Origin of the sequence: Chryseobacterium sp. MDT2-18, from assembly GCF_030815285.1 — a bacterium.
In the GTDB taxonomy this organism is placed as follows: Bacteria; Bacteroidota; Bacteroidia; order Flavobacteriales; family Weeksellaceae; genus Kaistella; species Kaistella salivictor.
Genome location: NZ_JAUSWQ010000003.1, coordinates 110,606 through 131,591 on the forward strand (window position 1 = coordinate 110,606; position 20,986 = coordinate 131,591).

The following is a 20,986-nucleotide window of genomic DNA, read 5'->3' on the forward strand; positions in this document are numbered from 1 at the left end:
CCACAAAAGAGATGTTTGAAAAAAAATTACAAAAGATTGCAAAATGTTAAACTTATATTTTGTCCGCTTTTGAACAACTTATAACCTTGAAATCTTTTGTTTCTTTTGCGGTTAAAAACCACCTAATTAATATACTTTTTATTTTAAATTTTTATCAAAATTCCCGTAAGAACTGCGATGCCAAAACTCAGCAAAGTCCCTATTAATACATACTCTGTGAGTTTTCTCTGTTTTGCTTCGGCCAAATCACTGAACCTGAAAACCGACTTTGCGGCGATCATAAAACCTACGCCTTCCCAATGATTGACCAAAATGAATACGAAGACCAAAAGCCGCTCGAGAATACCAATATATTTTCCGGCATTGACCAGAGATTCTGTTTGTAATTTGCTGTGTTCTATGGTAACCGGCGTCCAAATTGATATGATTATTTTAATCAATATCGAAGATGGAACAGTGAGAAAAACCAAGGCGGTAAGCAATTTTAAAGTTTCGTGGTTGAAGAAATCTTCCCATCTGAAATAAGGAAAATAAAAAACCGACAGTATTCCGATGACTGAGAGATGGGCAGCCTGATCGATAAAAAACCAGGTTCTTTTGGTCTTCGCATTTTGAAACTGCAGTTTTGCCCAATCGATCAAAAAATGGGTAACGCCAATCATTACAGCAATCCACCAAAGATTCAAATCCCATAAAAAAATCAGGGCGAGAACTGCATGCAATAAAACATGGATATATAAATAAAAACTTCTACCCTTTTTTTTCTCTTTATCGGCCACCCAAAAATTAGGCTGAAGAATAAAATCTCCTAATAAATGGGCCAATATGAGAGGAATGAAAATCATTTATAATTCTGATATTTTCTTTCTGAAGAATTGATCGGTTTCCTGTAATAATTCGAAATTAGCTCTTTTAACCCTTTGACTTACTGATGACTGCGTGATATTTAATTCTCTTGCGAGCTCTTCCTGAGTCAACTCTGAATTTCGGAGAAGCTGATGAATAATCTCCGCAGTTGCTGCAGTCCAACTGTCAAAATCGAGGGAAGCCCATTTGAAAAGAATATTTAAATCGCGGTTTACTTTGTCATTTTCGGTTTGTATCGACAGTGTTTTTCCCTGAGATTTTATTTCAGTGAGTAATCTTCCCGAATTCACATAAGCCGAACCGTTTGATTCTGTAATTTTTTCAGACCGAAATACTTCGTTTCCGATGCCGATTGCCAGACGCACATCTAAATTTTCAAAAGTTCTGATAAGCGACTTTAACAGTAACGCCTTGCGAAATACTTCATCAACGCTGCATTTTAACTGAAATTCATCACCCCGGTATATTTCCCAGTTCTCAGGCGCCGCTGACCATGATTCCAACAACTCCTTCAGTTTTGGGAGCCACAACTCAGAATCGGACTTTTGAGAATTAATAATATCACCGGTAATAATTGCAATCATGATTCAAATATAAGCATTATTCCTTATAAATTCAAATTATAAGGCAAACACCTTATAATGTTTTGTTAAAACTGAGTTCAGAATATAAGCTAATTCACTAATATGTATTCAATATAAGCAAAATGACTTATAATTAAAAACTGCTTTTCTTAAATAATAATAATAATAGTTGAAGCTATTTCAAACCCTGCTCAATTTTTTTTAACCGCAAAAGATGCAAAAGTTTCATTTTAAAAACCAATTCAAAAGAATGCAAAATGCTTATGGATTACATTTTTTACTTTTCGCATTATTTTGAGAATCCATTTTTTGATTTCTCTTTTGCCTTTTGCGGTTAAAAACTTACATTTTCAGAAAACTATTTAAAGTATTCAACTCCATTTTTAAAAATATTATGATAATTCGCAGTTGGAATATTTTTCATCAAACCTTCAGAAAAACGCTCCGGATGTCCCATTCTTCCGAATATTTTCCCGGACTTAGAAGTTAAACCTTCAATTCCGAACAGTGAATTATTTGGGTTAAACGGCATTCCGTGGGCAATGTTTCCATCAAAATCAATGTATTGTGTAGCAATCTGACCGTTTTCGTATAATTCTTTAATGACATTTTCCGATGCCATAAACCGACCTTCACCGTGCGAAATCGGAATCGTAAATACCTGATCTTTCATTCCTTTTAACCATGGAGAATCATCATTGATCACTTTCACATCGATCATTTGAGAAATATGACGACCAATTGCGTTATGTGCTAAAGTCGGCGAATCTGCATCTAAATCCCGAATCTCACCGTAAGGCAACAAACCTGATTTCACCAATGCCTGGAAACCGTTACAGATTCCGAGAATCATTCCGTCTCTCTCCAATAATTGATGAACTGCGTTTTTCATTTTCTCATTTTTCAAAACATTGACAATGAATTTTGCAGAGCCATCTGGTTCATCGCCGGCTGAAAAACCTCCGGATAAAACCAAAATCTGAGACCGGTTAATTTCAGAAATCCATGCCTCTAAACTTTCATTTAAAAGCTGATGATTCAGATTGATTAACGGCAAACCTGAAACTTCAGCACCTTCTTTTCTAAAGGCATTTTGAGTTTCATATTCGCAATTCGTTCCCGGAAAAATCGGTGCAAAAACTTTCGGTTTTGCCAATTGATGTTTGAGGATATGAATCGTTCTTGGCTGAATAGAATTCAGTTCTGAATCAATTTCAACCACCGTTTTATTTTTTTCCGTTGTTGGAAAAAGTTCTTCAAAAGTTCCTTTCCATACTTCAAGTAATTTTTTGATATTGAAGTTAAAACTACTGATTTTCAAACTATCAGAACAATTAACTTCACCGATAACTTGAAGTAAATCACTTTCTAAAACCTCCGAACTTTCTATAATTAAACTTCCGATATTCTTGGTTAAAAGCAAATTTTCATCTGCTTTAATTTCTGCTCCAAGTTGATTTCCAAAACTCATTTTTGCCAACGCAACCGCAACTCCACCTTCTTTAATGGTCTTCACTGAAACAATCTTTTTGGCCTTGATATTTTCAAATATGAAATCAAAAATACGTTTCAAATCTCCATAATTCGGCATTCCATTTTCTTGCGAAATATGTTGGAATAAATACAGTTTATTTCCCGCTTTTTTAAACTCAGGTGAAATGATAGTTGCCTTTTCTCCGTTCGCACAGGCAAAAGAAATCAAGGTCGGAGGAACGTGAATATCCTGGAAACTTCCACTCATGGAATCTTTACCTCCAATCGCAGCCAGTTCGAAATTCATCTGCGCATCGTACGCGCCAAGCAAAGAAGCCAAAGGTTTCCCCCACTTCTCTGGATTGTTTCCGAGCTTTTCAAAATACTCCTGAAAACTCAAACGGATATTTTTGTAATCTCCACCCATGGCGACGATCTTGGCAACACTTTCAACGACAGCATTTGCAGCGCCAACCAGGGAGTTCTGAGATGATATATCGGCATCGAATCCCCAACTTGCCAATGAGACGGTTTCGATGTTTTTAGCGTTTAAAATCGGTAAAGTCTGTACACTTCCTTCCATTTCAGTCAACTGGTGTTTTCCGCCAAAGGGCATCGCAACCGTCGTCCCGCCAACTGAAGCATCGAACATTTCTGCCAAACCTTTTTGGGAAGCAACATTTTTGCCGGAAAGAATCTTCAAAAAGTTTTCTTCGTTAAATTCTATCCTCTCATTTTCAATCGGTTGAAGATGCGACACTTCAGCATCCTGTGTTTTCGCACAACCATTGGTATCTAAAAATTCGCGGCTTAAATCAACAATTTTATTTCCCTGCCAGAACATCTGCATTCTGCCGGAATCGGTTACTTTCGCAACTTCTACGGCTTTTATATTTTCCTTTTCACAGAAACTGATGAATCTTTCTTTGTCTTTTGCTTCAATAACGACCGCCATTCTTTCCTGAGATTCAGAAATCGCGAGTTCAGTTCCATTTAAACCTTCATATTTTAAAGGGAGAATATCGAGGTTAATTTCCAGTGAATCAGCAATTTCACCAATCGCAACCGAAACTCCGCCAGCACCAAAATCGTTTGATTTTTTAATTAAAGTCGTGACTTCAGGATTTCTGAAAAGTCTCTGAATTTTACGTTCTTCAACCGCGTTTCCTTTCTGAACTTCAGTGGATAAAGTATGAATTGAGGTTTCGTCCTGAACTTTTGAACTTCCGCTTGCACCGCCAACTCCGTCTCTACCGGTTGCGCCACCTAATAAAATCACGAGATTTCCATTTTGAGGCTGTTCTCTTTTGACCCAATCTTTTTTCACGGCACCGACGACGAAACCAACTTCCATCCGTTTTGCTTTGTAACCGTCGTGGTAAATTTCATTCACCGAGGTTGTGGCTAAACCAATTTGGTTTCCGTAAGAAGAATAACCGTTCGCAGCCTGTTTCGTAATCGTTCTTTGCGGAAGTTTCCCTGCTAAAGTTTCAGAAATCGGTTCTAAAACATTGGCCGCTCCGGATAAACGCATCGCCTGATAAACGAAAGCACGCCCAGACAAAGGATCACGGATTGCGCCACCTAAACAGGTTGAAGCACCACCAAAAGGTTCAATTTCGGTCGGATGATTATGTGTTTCATTTTTAAACAGCAAATACCATGGCTCTTTTTTTCCGTCGAATTCGGCTTCGATTTCAATGGTACAGGCATTTATTTCATCGGAAACTACCAGATTCTCCAGTTTCCCGGTTTTGTGGAAATACCTGGCGCAAACCGTAGCCAAATCCATTAGTGAAATAGGTTTCAATTCCCTGCCTAAGAATTTTCTTTTCTCAATATAATCATTAAAAATAGTCTGCAAAGTCGATTCAAAAGAATCATTAAACTGAATATCAGTCAGTTCTGTTTCGAAAGTGGTATGCCGGCAATGGTCACTCCAATACGTATCCAGAACTTTAAGTTCCGTTTCAGTAGGATTCCTGTTTTCTGATTTAAAATAAGTTTGAATAAATTCTAAATCGTCAATATCTAAAGCAAAACCGTGATGGTCATAAAATTCTTTTAATTCTTCTGCAGAAAAATCATTGAAACCTTCATGAACAATAACAGGATCCGGCGTTTCTTCTGCCGGAATTTCGAATTTCGACAAATCCTTAACCTGCGATTCAACTTTATTAATGAAATGATTTTTAATGGTTTCAACATCTGATTCAGCAACCCCAAACAATTCGATGAGTTTCCCGCTTCTTACTTTTCCATTTTCATTTTCAGTGAGTAAAGCAATACACTGTTGTGCCGAATCTGCACGCTGGTCATATTGACCGGGCAAAAATTCGGTGGCGAAATGAAGGCTTTCCGCAGGATTCACTTCATGCAAAATATCGGTCACGGGATCTACAAAAGTACTGTTGATGACTTTCGAGAATTCATTGTCATTAACACCGAAAACATCGTACACATTATAGACTTTAACATCTTTAATGGTCGGTACGATATTTTTGATTTCATTAAAAACCTGTGGACTTTCAACATCAAAAATTCCTTTTTTTTCTACGAAGATTCTTTTTTTCATTTTTTATAACAGGATTACATCCTATCCTTTATTAAATCGTCCCGATGGGACTTTGTCAATTTCAATTTATTGGAAAAAATCACTAAAAAAAATGCAGCCAAGAAAGACTGCATTAATTTTTATACTTTAAGGTCGGCTTTTAACCCGATTAATTCGGCGTACTTTTCTAAGATCGGCTTTACCTCATTTTCAATAAATTCCTCGGTTTGGATTGGCGCGAAACCAATGAAGTTTTTCGGATCGAGCACTTCCATTAATTTCGATTTATCCAGTTTTAAGGAATGATCATTTAAAATTCTTTCGAGCAGATCATTTTCTTTTCCTTCTTCTTTTACCTTTTTTGAGGCTTCCATGGAATGAACCCGAATCGTTTCGTGAATTTCCTGACGGTCACCGCCGGCTTTCACTTCTTCCATAATAATATATTCGGTGGCCATAAACGGAAGTTCTTCCATAATATGTTTCTGGATTCTGTTTTCGTAAACCACAATTCCGTTCATGATATTGTTCCAAATCATCAGAATCGCATCAACTGAAAGAAACGCTTGTGGAATAGTCAATCTCTTGTTCGCAGAATCATCCAAAGTTCTTTCAAACCATTGTGTAGAAGCGACCATTGCTGAACTTGTAGACAATGACATCACGAATTTTGCCAAAGCTCCGATCCTTTCGGAACGCATCGGATTTCTTTTATATGCCATCGCAGACGAACCAATCTGGTTTTTCTCGAAAGGTTCTTCAATTTCTTTTAAATTCTGAAGCAAACGTAAATCATTGGTGAATTTATGGGCAGATTGTGCAATATTTGAAAGTAAGGCAACAACTTTTGCATCAATTTTTCGGTCGTAAGTCTGTCCGGAAACGCCGAAAACCTTGTCAAAACCAAAACGCTTTGAAAGTTCTTTATCCAGATGCTTTACTTTGGAATAATCACCATTAAATAACTCTAAGAAACTTGCGGCAGTTCCGGTTGTTCCTTTAACGCCACGAAATCTTAAAGTTTCTAAGAAAAATTCTAATTCTTCGAAATCTAAAATTAAAGACTGCAGCCATAAAGTCGCCCGTTTTCCAACGGTAGTCAATTGAGCCGGTTGGTAATGAGTAAATCCTAAAGTCGGCAGATCCTTATATTGAATGGCAAAATCAGCCAGATTTTTCATCACATTGACCAATTGTTTTCTGATCAACAAAAGTCCATCTCGCATCTGAATTAAATCGGTATTATCACCAACAAAAGCCGAAGTGGCACCAAGGTGAATAATTCCTTTTGCTAAAGGAGCAACATCGCCATACGTGTGAACATGCGCCATCACGTCATGACGGAATTTCTTCTCGTATATCGCTGCTTTTTCGTAGTCGATTTCTTCGGAATTTTCTTTAAGTTGAGCGATCTGCTCATCGGAAATGTCAAGCCCTAAATCTTTTTCGATTTCGGCAAGGGCAATCCATAATTTCCGCCAGTTTCTGAACTTGTTGTTCGGCGAGAAATTATAGAGCATTTCCTCACTTGAATAGCGTTCTTCAAGAGGGTTTTTGTAGGAATTCATTCTTTCTTTTACTTTTTACTTGCACAAATTTAAGAAAAAATATTGAGGTCTAAAACTTATTTTCGGCCTGTAAATTCCTTCATCGTGTCATAAATTCCAAAAACATTTTCCATCACCCAGTCAAATGCCGGGATTGGTAAAAGACCTTGCGAAAGACGAATAAACCAGTATGGAAGTGGCATTGCCAACATTTTCGTTTCATTTTCAATGGCTTTAATTATCCTTTCTGAAGTTTTTTCAGGCTCCAGAATGGGAAGTACTTTGGATTTCACCCCGTCAAACATTCCTGTATTGATAAAGAATGGCATAATCGTGGTTACCCTGACATTTTTCTTTAACTGTTCCATTTCCAAACGTACGCTGTCGCCCCAACCGATTACTGCCCATTTTGAAGCAGCATAAACAGACATTTTTGGATTGGAAATCAATCCGGCCGAAGAAGCTATATTGCAAACGGAACCAGAATTCTTCGATATCATACCGGGAAGAAATTCTAACGTAATATGCATCAGAGCATTCGAATTAATCAACATACTTTTTTGAATCTGATCGTGCGTGTGTTCATGAAAATATTTACCGACCACAATTCCTGCATTGTTAATCAGAATATCCACAGAACCGACTTCAGTTCTTACCCTTTGAGCATTAATTTTGATTTCATCCAGGTTAGAGACATCAACTTTAAAAGTGAAAACTTCACCGCCCAACTTGGAGAATTCGTCTTTTGTTCTACTTAAACCGTCTTCATTAATGTCCCAGATTATCAATTTAGAGCAACCTCTTTCCAATGATTTTCTGGCCATAATCTTTCCGATTCCGGAGCAGCCGCCTGTGATGAGAACTATTTTATTTTTAAAATCCATTTTTTAAAGATATTATTTATTTAAGGTAAATTTGTTTGGATTGATAATTGTTGCTAAATTTCATTAAATACTGATTATTGCCTAAACTGTCAATAACAAAATCTAAACTACAATTAAATTAATAATTAAAAGTAATGAATTTCAAAGATATTTTAACCGAACAGCGGGAATTATTTGACAGTCAGAAAAGCAAAAATCTGAAATTCCGAAAAATGTATCTGGAGAAACTAAAAGAAGTCATCCTGAAAAATGAGGATTTATTATATGAAGCCATCTACAAAGATTTCGGTAAATCCAGGTTTGACACTTATTCAACTGAAATTTCGTTCGTTTTGAAAGACATTGATTATTATCTGACAAATCTGAATTCTTTAGCAAAACCAAAAAGCGTACACACCAATCTCGCCAATCAACTGGGATCCAGCAAAGTGTATGCGGAACCTTTAGGATGTACTTTGGTTATTGGCGCATGGAATTATCCATATCAGCTTTCACTGTCACCGATGGTTGCGGCTTTAGCAGCCGGTAACACCTGTATTTTGAAACCCAGCGAAATAGCAGCACATTCGATGCATGCGATGGCTCAAATCATTAATGAGAATTTCCCGAAAGAATATTTATATGTTGTAGAAGGTGGTGTAGAAGAAATTACGGAAATTCTGAAACTGAAATTCGATAAGATATTTTTCACCGGCAGCCCGAAAGTCGGGCAAATCGTTTACGAAGCTGCAGCCAGGCATTTAACTCCCGTAACTTTGGAGCTGGGCGGAAAAAGTCCGGCCATTGTGACTTCCAGTACTAATTTCGAAGTGGCGGCCAAAAGAATCGTTTGGGGAAAATTCCTGAATGCAGGGCAAACCTGTGTCGCACCCGATTATATTTTAGTCGATGAAAAAGTAAAAGACAGCTTCCTGGATTCTTTAAAATCATATATCCAAAAATTTAATTATCAACCCGAATCTGAACATTATACCAGAATCATTAACGAAAAGAATTTCGACCGATTGGTGAAATTAATTGATAAAGAAAAAGTATTTTTCGGTGGTAATTCGGACTCAGCGCAAAAATTTATTGAGCCTACCATCATGCACAATGTTACATGGGACGACGCCGTAATGAAGGAGGAAATTTTCGGACCCATCCTTCCCGTTTTAACTTTTAAAAATTTCAATGAGGCTCTGCTTCAAATCGCTGCGCACGAAAAACCGCTTTCTGCCTATCTGTTTACGGACAATTCTGAGGAGAAGGAACATTTTATTTCCAAAATATCTTTCGGTGGTGGTTGCATCAATGATGTCGTAATGCATTTAAGCAATGATTATCTGCCTTTTGGCGGCGTCGGAAATTCGGGAATCGGAAACTATCACGGCAAATTCGGTTTTGAAGCATTTTCTCACCAGAAAGCCATTCTAAACAGAGCAACCTGGGGCGAACCGGACTTAAAATATCCACCATACACCGATAAAAAACTGACCTGGATTAAGAAACTTTTATAGCATTAATCACCGTAATTTCTAGCACAGAAATGATAAAAGAAAAAACACTTCCCTAAGTACTTGAAAACTTTGCAAAAGCAGTTTACATAAGCATTTGATTTAGGAATTCTTTCTTTTTCTAAATGCATTTTTGCCTCTTTTACAGTAAAAATTAATTTTTAATAATGCAGTAAAAAAGTCCCGTCATTTTGACAGGACTTTCTTATTTTATGATTTTGGCGCCCATTCGGTAAAAAACGCTTTTACTTTTTCTAAGCTATACCCTTTTCCCTCTTCTAATACTGCACTGTCCTGTGTATGAATCTGTTTACCATCCTTATCTAAAACCACGAAAACCGGATAACCGAATTTTTCGCCCGGCTTGCCATACTGGGCAAAAACTTTTTCATTTTTATTTTCCGGCGAGTAATTCAAATGATAATAGAGATAATTTTCATCGACAATATTTTTCAGTTCCGGCGTTGTTTGTACAAACTGATTGAACCTTAAGCACCAAATACACCAGTTTCCACCGGCCTGCAAAATAATGTTTTTGTTCTCTGCCTGAGCCTGTTTTACCAACTCGGCAATTTTAGCTTCTGCATTTTCCTTATCATTATAAGGTTTTGGAAGTTTTGCTTTTTCTGCGGCTGCAGCTTTTTTCTTGGCTTCCAGAATGGCCGTACTGTCTGATTCTACAAGAAGCGTCTTGTCAGAAGCAACTTCTTTTACCTTAACATTTTCAGTTTTCTGAGAAAATGCCAAGGAAGTAATCAGTAATGATGCCACTGCAAAAATCTTCAAATTAACATTAATCATTGTATTTAAATTTTTATTCCCTGCAAATTAACAAAAACAGAACCAATCATAAAGTTTATTATCGCTAAATTTGCAAATCTTTATGAATTTTATTTTTAAAATAATCCTGCTTTTTTCAAAACTTCCGCTCCGGGTTTTGTATGTGTTTTCAGATTTCATGTTTTTTGTGATCTACTATGTTGTGGGCTATAGACGAAAAGCAGTACTGGAAAATCTACATAATTCTTTTCCCACAAAATCACCGGAAGAACTTAAAAAAATAGAGAAAAAATTTTACTTCAATTTCTGTGATTATATCGTAGAAACCTTTAAATCATTTACCATTTCTTCTAATGAATTGCGGGTACGGATTCAGCATCTTAATCAGGATGTTTTTAATGAAGCCAAATCCGAAAATAAAAACGTTATTCTATTGGCCGGCCATGTTTTTAATTGGGAATGGTTCAATGTACTGGCGACCATCATTCCCCAAGAAAACAGTTTTCCTGTTTACCGTAAAGTGCAGAGCGGCTTTTGGGAAGATAAAATAAAAGGTCTTCGGAACCGGTTCGGAAATCAACCTTTAGAAGCGAAAGAAGTTATTCGTCATATTTTCAGAAATCCTAATGACGGCAATTCGGTTTATATGTTTGTTGCAGACCAAACACCCCATGTTTCAGAAATAACCTACGGTTTAAATTTCCTGAATCAGAAAACGCCCGTTTTTGTAGGTTATGATAAACTTTCACTGAGAATGGATCTGGCTTTTGTGTATTGTGAAATGAAAAAAGTAAAGCGCGGATTCTATCAGGTTAATTATTACCGGATTAGGCCTGACGGAGAAAAATTCGTTGAGCATGAAGTCGTGAAAAAATTTCATCATCTGTTGGAAAACACCATTAATAAAAGACCCGACAATTATCTCTGGTCCCACAGAAAATGGAAATACCAGCAAGCCATAAAAGTCATGGAGGAATAAATTTCAAATTCTTTAAAATTATTAGCCTTTATCAATTGGATTTAGCAATCGTCATACTCAACTGGAACGGTAAAAATTGGTTAGAACAGTTTCTTCCCAACGTCATCCGGCATTCTGAAAACGCTGATATTTATGTCATCGACAACGCTTCGGGCGATGATTCCGTGTCTTTTTTAAAGAAAAATTTTCCGCGGGTTACCATCATACAGAACGAAAAAAATTACGGTTTTGCAGGAGGCTATAATGAAGGATTAAAACATATTGACCACGAGTTTTATTGTCTTTTAAATTCTGATGTCGAAGTGACTGAAAACTGGATAATCCCGGTTTTAACTATTTTTAAAAATGATGAAAATATTGCGGCCGTTCAACCGAAAATCCTTGACTATAACCGAAGAAATTATTTTGAATTTGCAGGAGCGGGCGGCGGTTTGATCGATAATCTCGGCTATCCATACTGCCGGGGCAGAATTTTTGAAAATATCGAGGAAGATCACGGACAATATAATGACGAAGTTGAAATCTTCTGGGCTTCCGGATGTTGCTTTTTTATTCGGTCAAAAGATTTCTGGTCACAAAATGGTTTCGATGCAAGATTCTTTGCGCATCAGGAAGAAATTGACTTGTGCTGGCGTTTAAAAAACTCTGGCAGGAAAATTTTCTATACAGGAAAATCAACGGTTTACCATGTCGGCGGCGGAACATTAAATAAACAAAGTCCGCAGAAAACTTTTTTAAATATCCGGAATAATTTTTCGATGATTTTGAAGAACACTCCACTTTCTACCTTACTTTGGCTGATTCCATTCCGTTTGGTTTTAGACGGATTTGCCGGGATTTACCTGGGTTACAAAAACGGAATATCGCATTTCTGGGCGGTAATCAGGGCACATTTTTCATTTTATGCCCAGATTCCCCAAACGGTAAAACTCCGCCAGAACAGCCAGATTTCTAAATTTTATCAGGATAAATGGTTGGTATTTAAAAACTTTCTTTAATTTTTTACCACTTTCTTTTCTGTTTTTTGAATTAAATTTATCTACTTTTATGTTATGAATATAAAAATAGATATCTACCTGGCTGTTGCCATCATTGCGGTGGTTATTCTCGTACTCGGGATTTTTATTTATTTTTTTCAACATAAATTTTTCTTTCAGCCTGAAAAACTTCCTCCCGATTTTAAATTTGCCTACGACAATTTAAAGGCAGAAGAAAAGACGGTAGAACCCGAGCCCGGTGCCAAAATTAATTACCTGCATTTTCAGGTTGATTCGCCCAAAGGCGTTGTTCTTTATCTGAAAGGAAATACAAAAAGCATCAAAGGTTGGGGAAAATTCGCTATCGATTTCACCAGATTGGGTTACGAAGTCATCATGATGGATTATCGCGGTTTCGGAAAAAGCACAGGAAAAAGGACTGTAGAAGCGATGAAACGGGACTCTCAGTTCATTTATAATATTGCTAAACAACAATTCAGCGAAGATAAAATTGTGGTGTACGGCCGCTCACTGGGTTCTGGTTTTGCAGCACGGCTTGCGTCGAAAAATAATCCACGGCTGTTAATTCTGACCTCACCACTTTATTCCCTGTTGCGGACCATTCACCGTTATCTCCCCTTTATGCCGGCGAAACCCTTTCTACGTTATAATATTCCGACTTTTCAATATTTAAAAAATGTACGCTGTCCGATTAAAATTATTCATGGGAGCGATGACCGATTGGTTCCACTCCGCACAGCGGTCGATCTGTCGGAAATAAATCCTGAACGGACAAGACTGTATGTTATTCTAGGAGCGGGACATATTAATATTCATCAGTTTGAAGAGTACCACCGCGTGATGGAAGAAATTTTCGAAGAAAAAAAGATTGTCATCGATTCGGCAAAGACAAGTCTGGGTTATTCGCACCGGAAATAAAAAATACAGTCCTACAATCAAAAAAATTAACTTTGTAATAAATATTAAAATTTAATGGAATTACTTATCATTATTTTACTTGTTTTACTTAACGGAGTTTTTGCCATGTCGGAAATGTCACTTGTCTCGTCCCGAAAATTTAAATTGGAAAATGCCGGCAGGAAAGGAAGTGAAGGAGCCAAGAAAGCGCTTGAACTTTCAGAAAATCCTACCCGATTTTTATCGACGGTACAAATCGGCATTACATTGATCGGCGTTCTACTGGGGGTTTATTCCGGTGCAAATCTCAGCAGTGATTTTAAAAGTTTTCTGGATCAGTTTGCGGTTATCCAGCCTTATTCGAAAACATTGGCAACGATGGCAATCGTTATTTTCATTACTTATCTGTCAATTCTTCTCGGAGAACTGTTACCGAAAAGAATCGCTATGACTTTTCCAGAGCGCATTATTACCCTGCTCGCAAAACCGATGGACATTTTATCTAAAATCGCCTCACCCTTTGTTTTATTGTTAACCCTGTCGAATAATTTATTATTGAAAATGTTGGGAATAAAGAATACATCAGAAAGCAACATTACCGAAGAAGAAATAAAATCGATTGTTAAAGAAAGTGCTCTGGAAGGGCAAATTGATCAGATAGAACACAATATTGTAGAAAGGGTTTTCGAACTGGGAGACCGAAAAATCAACACGCTTCTAACGCATAAAACAGCCATCACTTTTTTCAATGTCAATGAAAGTTTAGAAAATGTTCTCACTAAAATAAAAAAAGAAAAGCACGATGCATATCCCGTTACAGAGGGAAATAATCTGGATAATATCATCGGAATTGTCTTGATGAAAGATTTATTTCCTATTGAGGATCCTTTACATTTTGACTTAAGAAAGCATGTACGGCAACCTATTTTTCTCAACGAAAATTATTATGCATACAAAGTACTGGAAATTTTCAAGAAAGAAAAAAACCATTACGGAATCGTCATCGATGAATACGGAAATACAGTGGGTATCGTAACCATGCATGATGTATTGGATGCGTTGGTGGGAGATACTACAACCAATGAAAATTTTGATTACAGAATTACGCAGCGGAGCGAAAATTCCTGGTTGGCAGATGCCCAGTTTCCTATCATAGAATTCTTAAAATATTTTGATCTGGATTATGAATTTGAAAATAAGGAAAATTATACCACCTTGGTGGGCTTTTTTCTCAACCAACACAACGGTTCTACGGAAGTGGGAGACAAAATAAGAATTGAAGATCTCGAGTTGGAAATTATCGACAAGGACCGGCAGCGTGTCGATAAAATTCTGATAACCAGAACAACTCCTTTACCGCATCATTAAATGGGAAAACTATTACAATATTTACAGGAAAAAGTAGTTTTTTTTCCCATAGTTTTGCCACAGACTCATGAATTTATTTTTGAGAAAAAATTCGATGAATACATTTGGGATACTCCTTTTCAAGGCAAAATAAATGTCCTTCATTTTAAAATCGAAAACCCGAAAGGCGTGATCATTTACTTTCATGGAAATTCTGCCAATATTCACCGGTGGGGAAAAATCGCCCATGAATACACGCAGTTCGGGTATGATGTTCTGATCATGGATTATCGCGGTTACGGTAAAAGTACGGGGCCGCGAAATGAAGAATTCCTTTATTCTGATGCGCAATTCTGCTATGATTTTGCAAAAGAACATTATGGTGAAAATAAAACGGTGGTGTACGGAAGAAGTTTAGGTGGAGCATTTGCCATAAAAATTGCTTCCGATAATCATCCTAAAGCAGTGATTTTAGAAGCGACATTTTTCAACATTCAGGACATTGTCAACCGTTGGCTGCCCGAAAAAGTAACCGATAAAGTTTCACCAAGAATGACGTATCATTTTTCATCCAATGAAAACATCTGTAAAGTAAAAGTCCCGCTCTATCAGTTTCACGGGACAAAAGATAAGGTCGTTCCTTTTACATCCGGTAAAAAACTGTTTGAGGTCTTTAAAAAAGCGCAACCTGAGGTTGAAAAAAAATTTATTGAAATTCCTGGCGGAAATCACGACAATTTAATTAATTATGACTTATTTTTGACGGAAATGAAAAAAATATTAGGTGACTGAAATTTTTGATAAAAATCTGAATCCTTTAAAATAAAATACCTTCTTATGATCGATTTCTGCGCCATTGATTTTGAAACTGCAACTCACGAAAGAAATTCTGCATGTGAAATGGGAATCTGTATAGTGGAGAATGGCGAAATCGTTTCTACCAAAACGTGGCTCATCAAACCGCCAAGCTACCCTTATTTTCATCCCAGGAATATCGACGTTCACGGAATTACGCCAAAAGAAGTTCAAGATGCGCCGACCTTTGATGAGATTTGGCATGAAGCGGAAAGTTTGATGTACGGCAATCTGATGATCGCTCACAATGCCGGTTTCGATGCCGGAGTTTTGCGTTCCTGTCTGGATTATTATGGTTTCTTTAAACCAAAACTGAATTACTTATGCAGTATTTCATTAGCCAAAAAATCGTGGAAAAATCTACCGAGATACGGATTGAAAAATTTAGCGGAACAGCATAATATTCAGTTCAAGCATCACAGAGCTGGTGCCGATGCGGAAGTATGTGCCAAAATATCGCTTTTGGCATTCGATAATTTAATGCTTACAAGAAATGATGAAGTAACGGAGGTGATGAAGAAAAATCTGAAAATCTTGTAAGATTATTTTCATTTTAATTATTCAAAACTTCTGAAACCAAATTGAATTTAGGGACTTCTACTTCTAATGTTTCATCGGTCAGCAGATTTTTACAGTAGAAAGTACCGGACATATTGCCCACGCCCGAGCGCAGTAAAACATTTGAAAAATAGGTGAAATTATCGCCGGGTTCAATAATCGGCGTTAAACCGATCACTCCTTCTCCGGCTACTTCGGTAAAGCCATAGCCCAGATCAAAAATCAGCCATTTTCTACTCATTAACTTTATGGTGTCCCGTCCTAAATTTTCGATGCTGATATTATAACGGAAGACGAAACGGTTCTCGGCCGGAAAACTGTTTTTGATATCATATTGCGGAACAACAGAAACTTTAATATCGAAAGTAGTAGTTGAAAACATTATTCAAATTTTAAATGAAACAAAGCAAAAATCCCGCCTATGTAGACGGGATTTATATAATTCGTTAAAATCTTTAAATTAATTAAAGTTCCAGTCCTTTTCTTTCATCTCCTCCTAATAAGAATTCAACAGGATTGTCTATCGCTTCTTTTACTGCAACGAGGAATCCTACCGATTCTTTGCCATCGATAATTCTGTGGTCATAAGACAATGCCACATACATCATCGGACGGATGACAACCTGACCATCAATTGCCATAGGTCTTTGAAGGATATTGTGCATTCCCAGAATCGCTGACTGTGGCGGGTTGATAATCGGCGTCGACATCATCGATCCGAACGTACCGCCATTGGTAAGCGTAAAGGTACCGCCGGTCATTTCGTCAACGGTAATTTTGCCATCTCTCACTTTTTCTGCCAAAGATTTAATATTACTTTCCACCCCTCTGAAAGACATATCTTCTGCATTTCTCAGGACCGGCACCATCAATCCTTTTGGACCAGAAACCGCTACCGAAATATCGCAGAAATCATAATTGATTTTATAATCGCCGTCTATAGAAGCGTTTACGTCCGGATATAATTTCAATGCTCTGGTAACCGCTTTGGTAAAGAAAGACATAAATCCTAAACCAACACCGTGTTTCTGTGCAAATTCTTCTTTATATTGTTTTCTGATTCTGAAAATTTCCGACATATCCACTTCGTTAAAAGTAGTCAACATCGCTGTTTCATTTTTCACGCTCACCAATCTTGCTGCCACTTTTCTTCTTAATACAGAAAGTTTAGTGGTGCTGGATGCTCTGGAACCGCTGGTAGCAGAAATTGATCCCATTGCCGGAACCGAAGCAAATTCAGCGTCCTGTTTGGTAATTCTACCGTCTTTTCCAGAACCGCTTACTTGAGAAGCCTCCACTCCTTTTTCGTCTAAGATTTTCTTAGCCGCTGGTGAAGGGGTTCCTGTTGCATAGGTTGCTGCAGGTTTTGCTTCCACTTTCGGGGCCTCCACTTTTGCCGGCTCTGCTGCTTTTGCTTCCGGTTGAGCGGGAGCTGAACCTTCAGGTTTTGCGGCGGAGGTATCGATTAAACATACGACCTGACCAACTTGTACTACTTCACCTTCTTCTGCTTTCAGCGTGATGGTGCCGCTTTCTTCAGCAGGTAATTCAAGGGTTGCTTTATCAGAATCTACTTCTGCGATGGGTTGATCCTTCTCTACATAATCGCCGTCTTTTACTAACCACGTCGCGATTTCAACTTCGGTGATCGATTCTCCCGGAGAAGGGACTTTCATTTCTAATATTGACATCGGATATATTTTTTATTTTTTGTTTATTAATTTAATGATCTTAACAACGATTCCGGGATAAACTGTTTGAGAATCGGAATTTGTTTTTTTTCTATGATGATGAACTTCCAGTTTTTTAAATCGGCAGAATTGGCCACCGCTTCTCTTACCGTTCTTACTTCAAAAAGTCCGCTACTTTCTTTATAATCTACCTGTCCGTTTCCAAATTCTGCCTGCAATGCCGAAAGTAGCTGTCCTGATTTTAGACCGGGCATATTGAACTTCATCTCCAGGTTTTGTCTGTAACTTAATTTAACGAAAGTATTATTTTTATCTTTAATGATTTCAGTGCTTACAATCACATTTTCGGGTTGATGAATCTTTAAGTCAAAATCTTTAGAATTGAACATCTGATCCATCACAGCAATCACCTGTTCTTTTGGAAAAATTTTCAAAAAATCTTCATTACCGTAAATATCAAGGGCTTTACCAAAGTTTTTATTTTCAATTAAAGAACTGTAATCTCTAAACTGACTTTCGATATCAGACTGAATATTCTGCGAAAAAGCCAGTACAGAAAATGAAAAGCATAAAAATAAAAACACCTTTTTCATTATCGGAATTAAGCGGTTACCGGCCTTTTTGCCGGCTCATCATTTCTATCAAAAACTCTGTTGATTACGCTGTTTTGATTTTTCTCAAACATTTTATGGCTTCCCGGCGCTGGTGAACCACTTGGTACCGCAGCAACAACCTGAATTCCTGTATCGCGGAAGTTTCTTAAAATATAACCCCAGGCTCCCATATTCTCCGGTTCCTCCTGAACCCAAAGTAACTGTTTTCTGTTGCTGTATTTTGCAAAAACCTCATCGATTTTGTCTTGCTGAAGCGGATACAACTGCTCCATTCTCACCAATGCAATAGTTTCGCAGTTCAATTCTTCTTTCTTCGCTAAAAGTTCATAGTAAATTTTACCTGAACAGAGGACTAATTTTTCAACCTTTTCTGCGTTGGCAGTTTCATCATCAATGATGGGCTGGAACTGTCCGTTGGCTAAATCTTCGATGGTTGAAATTACTTTTGGATGACGCAATAACGATTTCGGAGTCATTACTACCAAAGGTTTTCTAAAGTTCCACTTCATCTGTCTTCTCAACAAATGGAAGTAATTTGCCGGTGTTGTCGCATTGGCAACGACCATATTTTCATTGGCACAAAGTCCTAAGAATCTTTCTAATCTTGCGGAAGAATGCTCTGCACCCTGCCCCTCGTAACCATGCGGAAGAAGCATGACCAAACCGTTCTGGATCTTCCATTTTTCTTCTGCTGCCACCAAATACTGGTCAATAATGATCTGCGCTCCATTAACAAAGTCACCAAACTGTGCTTCCCAAACCGTTAAGGTATTGGGAGAAGCCATTGCATAACCGTAATCGAAACCAAGCACTCCGTATTCTGAAAGGTGCGAGTTATAAATATCGAAACGGTTTTCGGAAATGTGTCTTAATGGAATATATTCTTCTTCGGTATCTTCGGTTTTCACTAAAGCGTGACGGTGCGAGAAAGTTCCCCGTTCGACATCTTCCCCTGAAATTCTGATATTGTGACCTTCTGTAAGTAATGTTGCGTACGCTAACCACTCACCAATTGCCCAGTCCAAAGTATTTCCTTCGATCGCTTTGATTCGGTTCTCAAAAAGACGCGTTACTTTATTAATGAATTTTTTGTCGCCTGGTAAAGTTGACATTCTGATGGCTAAATCCTTTAATTCTTTAGTATCGAATTTAGTATCAACAGTATTGTAAACCGCGCCTTTACCAGACATTGGCAAAGTCTTCCAATCATCAGACATAAAAGGATCCATGGTGTTTTTTTCAATTTCTTTCGACGCGTCAAAATCTGCATCTAAAAGTTTCTTGAAAGAAGTTTCCATATTCTTCAGAACCTCATCAGAAAGCATTCCTTCTTTAATCAGCTGTTCTTTGTAAATCTCCCTCGGGTTAGGATGTTTTGAAATTGATTTATACAGATTAGGTTGTGTAAATCTCGGTTCATCCCCTTCGTTATGCCCGTATTTTCTGTATCCTAAAAGATCGATATAGACATCTTTACCAAACTGCGCACGGAAATCTGCTGCGAAGCGGATCGCGTGTACAACCGCTTCTACATCATCAGCATTCACGTGCATTACCGGTGATTCGGTCACTTTGGCAACATCAGTACAGTAGTTGGATGAACGCGCGTCTAAGAAATTCGTGGTAAATGAAACTTGATTGTTCACTACAACATGTACGGTTCCACCCGTTCTGTATCCTTCCAAAGTCATCATTTGAGCCACCTCGTATACGATTCCCTGTCCGGCAATCGCGCCGTCACCATGAATAATGATCGGTAAGACTTTCTTGAAATCTTTGTATTTGTTATCTACTTTTGCACGGCAAATTCCTTCTACCAAGGCTGCAACCGTTTCTAAGTGCGATGGGTTGGGTGTTAAATTGATCGCTACCTCCTCCCCATTTTCAGTTTTTATAATCTTGGAAGAACCTAAGTGGTATTTTACGTCACCGGAAAACACATCTTCTTCAAATTCTTTCCCTTCAAATTCCGAGAAAATCTGCTTGTAAGATTTACCGAAAATATTGGTTAAAACATTTAATCGGCCTCTGTGCGCCATTCCTAAAACCACTTCATCAACGCCTAACTGCGATGAACGCGTAATCAGCTGATCCAATGCCGGAATCAATGATTCCCCTCCTTCCAGAGAGAATCTTTTTTGTCCGACGAATTTGGTATGAAGATAATTTTCAAAAGCAACTGCCTGATTGAGTTTTTCTAAAATCTCTATCTTCTCTGCAGCATTTAATTTCGGATGGTTTTCATTAACCTGCAACCATTCTCTAATAAATTTGCGCTCAGCGATATTATTAATGTGCATGTATTCCACGCCGATCGATTTGCAATAAATCTTTTCGAGATGATCAATGAGCTCCTGAAGCGTCATCGCATTCGGAAGACCTGTAGTCGTCGCAGAATTAAACTTTCGGGATAAGTCTGCCGCCGTTAGACCAAAATTTTCAATGGCTAAAGTGGGTTCGTAATGCCTTCTCTGTCTCACCGGATTGGTATTGGTAAAGAGATGACCACGGTGTCTGTAAGCCTCGATCAGATTGAGAACCTGAAATTCTTTCTGAATATCTGCAGGAATCTGACCATTTGCAGAAGCTTGCTGAGCAAACTGCACTGGTGTTGAAACCTGTGACGGGCCCGAATTTCCCCCAAAATCATCACCATATCCCGCTAAAGCGAAATCGAATCCCTGAAAAAATGCTTTCCAGGAAGGCTCTAACGAATCAGGAAACTTTAAATATTGTTGGTATAAGTCTTCTATTAACTGCGAATGAGCAGCGTTTAGGAATGAAAATTTGTCCATTATTTACAAATTATCTGTTTATTTTTATTTAAAGAACAAATTTAACAAAAATAAGTGAAGTACTAAAGCC

17 protein-coding genes are annotated in these 20,986 nt (G+C 37.7%); 7 read left to right on the top strand and 10 right to left on the bottom strand.

Features of this window, described 5'->3' with window-relative positions:
• Positions 1-143: 143 nt before the first annotated feature.
• The 5 genes from QF004_RS04395 to QF004_RS04415 all read right to left on the bottom strand — a co-directional run bounded on the left by QF004_RS04395 (position 144) and on the right by QF004_RS04415 (position 7,909).
• Positions 144-845, bottom strand: a complete 702-nt coding sequence (locus tag QF004_RS04395) for a DUF3307 domain-containing protein (protein ID WP_133440813.1) — start codon at positions 843-845, stop codon at positions 144-146.
• Entirely contained in the window at positions 846-1,451 is a 606-nt protein-coding gene (locus QF004_RS04400) for a SatD family protein (protein ID WP_133440814.1), read from the bottom strand.
• A gap of 358 nt (positions 1,452-1,809) precedes the next feature.
• Entirely contained in the window at positions 1,810-5,499 is a 3,690-nt protein-coding gene (locus tag QF004_RS04405) for a phosphoribosylformylglycinamidine synthase (protein ID WP_307423182.1), read from the bottom strand.
• 119 nt (positions 5,500-5,618) lie between these two features.
• Complete coding sequence (purB, locus tag QF004_RS04410) at positions 5,619-7,046, bottom strand: adenylosuccinate lyase (RefSeq protein ID WP_307423187.1); 1,428 nt, start codon at positions 7,044-7,046, stop codon at positions 5,619-5,621.
• Between the two features lie 56 nt (positions 7,047-7,102).
• A complete protein-coding gene (locus QF004_RS04415) occupies positions 7,103-7,909 on the bottom strand; it encodes an SDR family oxidoreductase (protein WP_133440817.1) in 807 nt (268 codons plus the stop codon).
• A gap of 134 nt (positions 7,910-8,043) precedes the next feature.
• On the opposite strand from QF004_RS04415, the gene QF004_RS04420 reads away from it, so the two are divergent.
• The gene (locus QF004_RS04420) at positions 8,044-9,405 is read left to right on the top strand and encodes an aldehyde dehydrogenase (protein ID WP_307423192.1); all 1,362 of its coding nucleotides are present in this window, start codon (positions 8,044-8,046) and stop codon (positions 9,403-9,405) included.
• Positions 9,406-9,612: 207 nt separating this feature from the next.
• On the opposite strand, the gene QF004_RS04425 is transcribed toward QF004_RS04420, so the two are convergent.
• Positions 9,613-10,203 carry a thioredoxin family protein gene (locus QF004_RS04425; RefSeq protein ID WP_307423195.1) on the bottom strand — a complete coding sequence of 197 codons (591 nt, stop codon included), beginning with the start codon at positions 10,201-10,203 and terminating at the stop codon, positions 9,613-9,615.
• A gap of 82 nt (positions 10,204-10,285) precedes the next feature.
• Between QF004_RS04425 and QF004_RS04430 the strand changes: the two genes are divergently transcribed.
• From QF004_RS04430 to QF004_RS04455, 6 genes are read left to right on the top strand one after another with little or no spacing between them, the layout of a single operon-like run.
• Positions 10,286-11,161 carry a lysophospholipid acyltransferase family protein gene (locus tag QF004_RS04430; RefSeq protein ID WP_307423198.1) on the top strand — a complete coding sequence of 292 codons (876 nt, stop codon included), beginning with the start codon at positions 10,286-10,288 and terminating at the stop codon, positions 11,159-11,161.
• Positions 11,162-11,196: 35 nt separating this feature from the next.
• Entirely contained in the window at positions 11,197-12,159 is a 963-nt protein-coding gene (locus tag QF004_RS04435; RefSeq protein ID WP_307423605.1) for a glycosyltransferase family 2 protein, read from the top strand.
• Between the two features lie 54 nt (positions 12,160-12,213).
• Positions 12,214-13,077, top strand: a complete 864-nt coding sequence (locus tag QF004_RS04440) for an alpha/beta hydrolase (protein WP_307423201.1) — start codon at positions 12,214-12,216, stop codon at positions 13,075-13,077.
• Positions 13,078-13,131: 54 nt separating this feature from the next.
• Positions 13,132-14,424 carry a hemolysin family protein gene (locus QF004_RS04445; protein ID WP_307423204.1) on the top strand — a complete coding sequence of 431 codons (1,293 nt, stop codon included), beginning with the start codon at positions 13,132-13,134 and terminating at the stop codon, positions 14,422-14,424.
• Positions 14,425-15,195, top strand: coding sequence for an alpha/beta hydrolase (locus QF004_RS04450; RefSeq protein WP_307423206.1), 771 nt, complete (start codon positions 14,425-14,427; stop codon positions 15,193-15,195).
• Positions 15,196-15,240: 45 nt separating this feature from the next.
• Positions 15,241-15,798, top strand: a complete 558-nt coding sequence (locus tag QF004_RS04455; RefSeq protein ID WP_307423209.1) for a 3'-5' exonuclease — start codon at positions 15,241-15,243, stop codon at positions 15,796-15,798.
• Positions 15,799-15,811: 13 nt separating this feature from the next.
• Here QF004_RS04455 and apaG read toward each other — a convergent pair whose 3' ends face one another.
• The 4 genes from apaG to QF004_RS04475 all read right to left on the bottom strand — a co-directional run bounded on the left by apaG (position 15,812) and on the right by QF004_RS04475 (position 20,916).
• Positions 15,812-16,198 carry a Co2+/Mg2+ efflux protein ApaG gene (gene apaG / locus QF004_RS04460; RefSeq protein ID WP_307423212.1) on the bottom strand — a complete coding sequence of 129 codons (387 nt, stop codon included), beginning with the start codon at positions 16,196-16,198 and terminating at the stop codon, positions 15,812-15,814.
• Positions 16,199-16,280: 82 nt separating this feature from the next.
• Entirely contained in the window at positions 16,281-17,507 is a 1,227-nt protein-coding gene (gene odhB / locus QF004_RS04465; protein ID WP_307423214.1) for a 2-oxoglutarate dehydrogenase complex dihydrolipoyllysine-residue succinyltransferase, read from the bottom strand.
• Between the two features lie 26 nt (positions 17,508-17,533).
• Positions 17,534-18,100 (bottom strand): hypothetical protein, encoded by a 567-nt coding sequence (locus QF004_RS04470; protein WP_307423217.1) that lies wholly within the window; start codon positions 18,098-18,100, stop codon positions 17,534-17,536.
• Between the two features lie 8 nt (positions 18,101-18,108).
• Positions 18,109-20,916: a 2-oxoglutarate dehydrogenase E1 component gene (locus QF004_RS04475; protein WP_307423220.1), complete on the bottom strand. Its 2,808-nt coding sequence runs from the start codon at positions 20,914-20,916 to the stop codon at positions 18,109-18,111.
• Positions 20,917-20,986 lie beyond the last annotated feature (70 nt).